8 protein-coding genes are annotated in these 5,085 nt (G+C 72.7%); 5 read left to right on the plus strand and 3 right to left on the minus strand.

Annotated elements, in window-relative coordinates; all coding sequences use genetic code 11:
* Together C1I98_RS34865 and C1I98_RS34870 are read left to right on the plus strand one after the other, a co-directional pair.
* Positions 1–1,235 (plus strand): 4-hydroxybenzoate 3-monooxygenase (locus tag C1I98_RS34865; RefSeq protein WP_233508441.1); only part of this gene is annotated, 1,235 nt, incomplete at its 5' end.
* A 91-nt stretch (positions 1,236–1,326) separates the two neighbouring features.
* Positions 1,327–1,944, plus strand: coding sequence for a dihydrofolate reductase family protein (locus C1I98_RS34870; RefSeq protein ID WP_233508442.1), 618 nt, complete (start codon positions 1,327–1,329; stop codon positions 1,942–1,944).
* A gap of 16 nt (positions 1,945–1,960) precedes the next feature.
* Here the strand turns inward: C1I98_RS34870 and C1I98_RS34875 are convergent, their stop codons facing one another.
* Entirely contained in the window at positions 1,961–2,200 is a 240-nt protein-coding gene (locus tag C1I98_RS34875; protein ID WP_233508443.1) for a hypothetical protein, read from the minus strand.
* A gap of 9 nt (positions 2,201–2,209) precedes the next feature.
* On the opposite strand from C1I98_RS34875, the gene C1I98_RS34880 reads away from it, so the two are divergent.
* Positions 2,210–2,533: a ricin-type beta-trefoil lectin domain protein gene (locus C1I98_RS34880; protein ID WP_158558308.1), complete on the plus strand. Its 324-nt coding sequence runs from the start codon at positions 2,210–2,212 to the stop codon at positions 2,531–2,533.
* Positions 2,534–2,644: 111 nt separating this feature from the next.
* Here the strand turns inward: C1I98_RS34880 and C1I98_RS34885 are convergent, their stop codons facing one another.
* The gene (locus tag C1I98_RS34885; RefSeq protein ID WP_111171582.1) at positions 2,645–3,244 is read right to left on the minus strand and encodes a TetR/AcrR family transcriptional regulator; all 600 of its coding nucleotides are present in this window, start codon (positions 3,242–3,244) and stop codon (positions 2,645–2,647) included.
* A 134-nt stretch (positions 3,245–3,378) separates the two neighbouring features.
* On the opposite strand from C1I98_RS34885, the gene C1I98_RS34890 reads away from it, so the two are divergent.
* Positions 3,379–4,155 carry a class I SAM-dependent methyltransferase gene (locus C1I98_RS34890; protein WP_199537453.1) on the plus strand — a complete coding sequence of 259 codons (777 nt, stop codon included), beginning with the start codon at positions 3,379–3,381 and terminating at the stop codon, positions 4,153–4,155.
* A 10-nt stretch (positions 4,156–4,165) separates the two neighbouring features.
* Here C1I98_RS34890 and C1I98_RS34895 read toward each other — a convergent pair whose 3' ends face one another.
* Positions 4,166–4,603, minus strand: coding sequence for a nuclear transport factor 2 family protein (locus C1I98_RS34895; protein WP_111171584.1), 438 nt, complete (start codon positions 4,601–4,603; stop codon positions 4,166–4,168).
* 41 nt (positions 4,604–4,644) lie between these two features.
* Between C1I98_RS34895 and C1I98_RS34900 the strand changes: the two genes are divergently transcribed.
* Positions 4,645–5,085 (plus strand): TetR/AcrR family transcriptional regulator (locus C1I98_RS34900; RefSeq protein WP_146607826.1); only part of this gene is annotated, 441 nt, incomplete at its 3' end.

Consider the following 5,085-nt stretch of genomic DNA (forward strand, 5'->3'; position numbering starts at 1 on the left):
GCCGGGGCCGCCCGCCCCCCGTCACCCAGCCGAAGGGGCCGTTCATGCCGAACGACACCGCCATCCGCGAGGCCACCACCGTCGTCGTCATCGGAGCCGGCCCCGCCGGCCTGACCCTGGCCAACCTGCTGCGGCTGGCCGGAGTCGGCTGCGTGGTGCTGGAACGGCACAGCAGAGCCCACGTGGAGAGCCGCCAGCGTGCCGGCGTCCTGGACTACCACGGCGCTTGCGTCTTCGAAGAGTGGGGGCTGGCCGGGGAGATCCTGGCCGGGATGCCCGGCGACGGCTCCCTGGAGATCCGCGTGGACGGCGAGCCGCGGCTCCTGGACGTCGCCGCGCTGTCCGGCGGCAGGACCGGCGCCCTGATCCCGCAGCAGATCCTCATCGGCAGACTCCTGAACGCCCACCAGAAAGCGGGCGCAGACGTGCGCTTCGCCGCCGACGGCGTCGCCCTGCACGACATCGCCGGGCCCGAGCCGAAGGTCACCTACCGCGACTCCGACGGGGCCCTGCACGAGATCACCTGCGCCTACATCGCCGGATGCGACGGCGGGCACGGCGCCAGCCGGGCCGCCGTGCCCGCCGACGCCCTGACCACCTACTCCTACGACCACGGCATCGGCTGGTTCACGATCCTCGCCGACGTCCCCCCGCCGCGCCATCCGCTCATGGCGATCAGCTCCCACGGCTTCGCCGCCCACTTCGCGCGCGGCCCCAAGGCCAGCCGCTTCTACCTGCAGTGCGACCCCGGCGCCGACCCGGCCCACTGGGGCGAGGAACGGCTGTGGACCCAGTTGCGCCTGCGGCTGGGCGATGACGACCTGCCCGCCGCGACGATCACCGACAAGACCGTCGTGGACATGCGCAGCTTCGTCGCCGACCCGATGCGCCACGGCAGGCTGTTCCTGGCCGGTGACGCCGCGCACATCATCACCCCGATGGGCGGCAAGGGGATGAACCTCGCCATCGCCGACGCCGACGTCCTGGCCCGCGCGCTGCGCGCCGCCGTGCACGACCACGACGACACCGGCCTCCAGGCGTATTCCGAAACCTGCCTCAAACGGGTGTGGAACAACCAGGAGTACTCCCGCTGGCTGACCGAGATGACCCACGAGGCGGGGGACGAGTCGCTGGCCGGGCCGTTCCGCCACCGCCTGGCCCGCGCGCGGCTGGAGCGGCTGTTCACCTCCGAGGCGGCCGCCCGCGCCCTGGTCGATCTCATGGCGGGCGGCTGACCCCCGCAGCCCTGTGGGCAGGGCGGAAGGATGCCTTAAGCGAACCGTAAGGGCGGCCGGGCAGGCTGAGGGAACATCGAACGGACGGGGCGTGCCGGGCCATTCCGGCACCGCGTTCCCGGCCACGAGAAAGGACGGCACGCCCGTGCGCACGCTCATACTTCAGGCCCAGGTCACCATCGACGGCCACATGGCCGGTCCCGAGGGCGAGATGGACTGGCTGACCACCTCATGGAGCATCGACGTCGGCGAGTACATCGAGGCGGCCACCCAGTCGGTCGACTGCATCGTGCTGGGCCGCACCCTGGCCGAGGGGTTCATCCCGGCCTGGGCCGGACGTCCCGAGGGCGAGACCGACCAGACCATCGACTGGATGAACGACACGCCCAAGGTCGTGATCTCCAACACGCTGACCGAGTCGCCGTGGGACAACGCCGTCGTGGCCGGCGGCGACCTCGCCGAGACGATCGGACGACTGAAGGCGCAGCCGGGCGGCGACATCATCGTCTACGGCGGGGCCACCTTGGTGTCCAGCCTGATCGCCGCCGAACTCATCGACGACCTGCGGCTGTTCGTCAACCCCATCGCGATCGGCGCCGGGCTGCCCGTGTTCGGCGCCGACGCCAGGCGGCTGCGCTTCGACCTGCGCGGCGCGCGGCCGTTCCAGTGCGGGATCACCGCGCTGCACTACACGCCGCGGCGTGCCTAGCCCGCCCGCGGGGCGCTCAGGTCGCCGGCAGCGCGGTGGCCAGCAGGACCACCCCGAGCGAGCCGATCAGCGAGGCGACCGCGCCGTACGCGGACGCCCCGCGCCCACCGCCCAGCCGTGTAGCGCCGCCGCCGCCATCACCACACAGAACAGCGCCAGCTTGATCGCCAGAATCCCGGCCATAGCCGGGCTCGGCCAGCGACGCCCAGGTCAGGCCCTTGTGCCAGGCGATGCCCACACCGGTCAGGACCTGCAACCCATCGACGTGCCGAACTCCGACGGCGTGGAGGGGCAGCGCCCCTGGCTGTGGGACTGCAACAACACCGGCGCCCAACTTTGGAACTTCCACCGGGACGGCACCATCCGCAACTTCGCCCTTTGCCTGGACACCGCCGGGGGCTCCGCCGCCGGCGCCGCCGTCCAGTTGTCGCGCTGCAGCGGCGCGGCCTCCCAGAAGTTCAGCCTCACCACGGCCGGCGCCCTGGTCAACACCAACTCCGGCAAGTGCGTGCAGGTCCGGCGGGGTGAGCAGCAGGTTCGAGCTGGGCGTCTGCAACGGCAGCGGTCCCAGAAGTGGCGCAAGGTCTGACCCGGCCACCGGTACGGCCCGCCGCCTGAGGCGATCGGGCCGCGCGCGCCGCCCGGGGCGGTCGAGAACCGCCCCGGGCGGCGCACGCCGTCGTGGAACGGGGGCCGGCGGTCAGAGCAGGCGGCGCTGCACCACATCGGCGATGACCGTGGTCACGACCTTCTCCACGGCCTGCGGCTGCGGCTGCTCGCCGGTACGGTCGGCGAACAGCAGGTGCCCGGCCCCGATCAGCGACAGCGCGAGGGGATCGACGTCGGCGTCGGCCGCGATGCGGCCCATCGCGCGTTCCTCGGCCAGGTAGGCGGCGAGCATGGCGGTGGCCTCGGCCAGTACCGGCACACCATGGGGCCGGTCGCGGCGCAGCCGGGCGCGCAGCTCGTCCCGGGAGATGATCAGCCCGACGATCGCCACCGCCACCGAGCCGAACAGGTCGATCAGCGCGTCGCTGAGATTGCCCGCCACCGTGCCGTGCCCCGCCGAGGAGCGCAGCGCGGGCGCGCGGGCCTCGACGCGGGCCACGCGGTCCAGGACGAGTTCGGCCAGGAAGGCGTCGAAGTCGGCGAAGTGCCGGTGCAGCACGCCCTTGGCGACGCCCGCCTCGGTGGTGACCGCCCGGCTGGTCAGCGCGTTCGGCCCGTCGCGGAGCAGGACGCGCTCGGCGGCGTCGAACAACTGCGCGCGCACGTCCCGGATGGCCACCCCTGTCGGCACCGTACATCCCTCTTTCGCTTGCGAAGCCCCGCCCGATCGACGAGTGGGCAAGCGCCCACTATGGTGGGCACATGCCCACTATATCTTCTCCGGGTTCCCCCTCCCCTGGCATCGAACCCCACAAGGCCCGCGCGATGGCCGAGTCGTTCGGCATCGACGCCGAACGCTACGACCGCACCCGCCTGCGCTACCCCGGCGCCCTGGTGGAGCGGATCGTCGCCACCGCGCCCGGCCCCGACGTACTCGACCTCGGCTGCGGCACCGGCATCGCCGCCTGCCAGCTCATCGAGGCCGGCTGCCGGGTGCTCGGCGTCGAGCCCGACGCGCGGATGGCCGGCTTCGCCCGCCGCACCGGAATCCGGTCCGAGGTGGCCACCTTCGAGGAGTGGGACCCGGCCGGCCGCGACTTCGACGCGGTCATCGCCGCGACGGCCTGGCACTGGATCGACCCCATCGCCGGCGCGGCCAAGGCGGCGCGGGTGCTGCGGCCGGGCGGGCTGCTCACCGCCTTCTGGAACGTGTTCCAGATGCCGCCCGACGTAATGGACGCCTTCGCCGGTTCCTACCGGCAGGCCGTGCCCGACTCCCCGATCGACCTCCAGGCCATGGCCGGCCCGGCCGCCGGCACCTACGACTCGATGATCGGCAAGGCCACCGGCGGCATCGGCCGCACCGGCGCGTTCGGCGAGGTGGAGCAGTGGCGCTTCGAATGGGAGTGGCACTACACCAAGGAGACCTGGCTGGACCAGATGCCCACCTCCGGAGTGCTCACCCGGCTCTCACCGGACCAACTGGCGCCGATCCTGGACAGCGTCGGCTCCGCCATTGACCGGCTGGGCGGCGGCTTCACGATGCCGTACGTGACGATGGCCTTCGCCTGCCGGCGCAACGACGCCGCCCCCACCGGCTGAGCCGGCCGCTTCACGACCCGGCCGGGGCAGGCCACCGGGCGGGCTCGCCGAAGATCGCGCGAAACCCGCGGGCGGTGTCGGCGTACTCGCGGACCCGGTGGATCGGCTCGCCCCGCAGTTCCAGGACGAAGCAGTGATCGTCGGCGTAGTGCCCGCCATCGGGCAGCGTCGCGGTCATGGTCGCCTCCAGGACCACCCGCTCACCCGCGGCGTGAATTTCATGGAGGGTGACCACGACATCACGCGCGTACAACCGAGGGAAGTCTTCGCTGAAGAAACGCACGATCGCCGCCCTGCCCACCATGTGATCGGTGGCCTTCAGCGCCACGGCGGTGGCATTGCCCGGGGGCGAGAGCCATTCGGCGTCCTCGGTGAAGAGCGCGGAGATCCGCTCGGGGTCGTTGCCGGCGAGCGCCGAAAAGGCGTTGTACACGATGCTGTGGCTCATGCCCCACTGTCACCGCGGCACCGCGCCCGCGTCTTGGACGAATGTCATGGCCGACCGGCGATCATCCCGCCGGCCGGCGGGCCAGGACCGCCGCGCCCCGCAGCGCGCTCACTTACCACCACGGCAACCTGCGATCGGCGCTGATCGAGGCCGGTCTGGACCTCGCCCGGCACAAGGGGGCCGGGGCACTGGGGCCGCGTGAGGTGACCCGGGCGGTAGGGGTCAGCCCCAACGCCGCCTACCGGCACTTCGCGGACCTGCGGGCGCTCGTGCTCACCGTCGCCGAGCAGGCTCGCCACCGCCTCGCCCGCGCCATCCTCCACCGCCTCGGCACCATTGCGGCGGAAGGCGACCCGGCCCGGCTCCCGGCGATGCGGCTGCACGCCTTCGGGCTGGACTACGTCGGCTTCGCGCTGCACACCCCGGGGCGGTATGAGCTGGCGTGCGCCTCCCAGGAGGCCCCGCCGCCCGCCCCCGAAGGC

Origin of the sequence: Spongiactinospora gelatinilytica, assembly GCF_003236385.1 — a bacterium.
GTDB lineage: Bacteria > Actinomycetota > Actinomycetes > Streptosporangiales > Streptosporangiaceae > Spongiactinospora > Spongiactinospora gelatinilytica.

Excerpts from the sequence above, each read along its gene's own strand:
- C1I98_RS34895 (WP_111171584.1), bottom strand. The coding sequence starts at position 4,603 with ATGAGCCACAGCATCGTGTACAACGCCTTTTCGGCGCTCGCCGGCAAC.
- C1I98_RS34890 (WP_199537453.1), top strand. The coding sequence starts at position 3,379 with ATGGCCGAGTCGTTCGGCATCGACGCCGAACGCTACGACCGCACCCGC.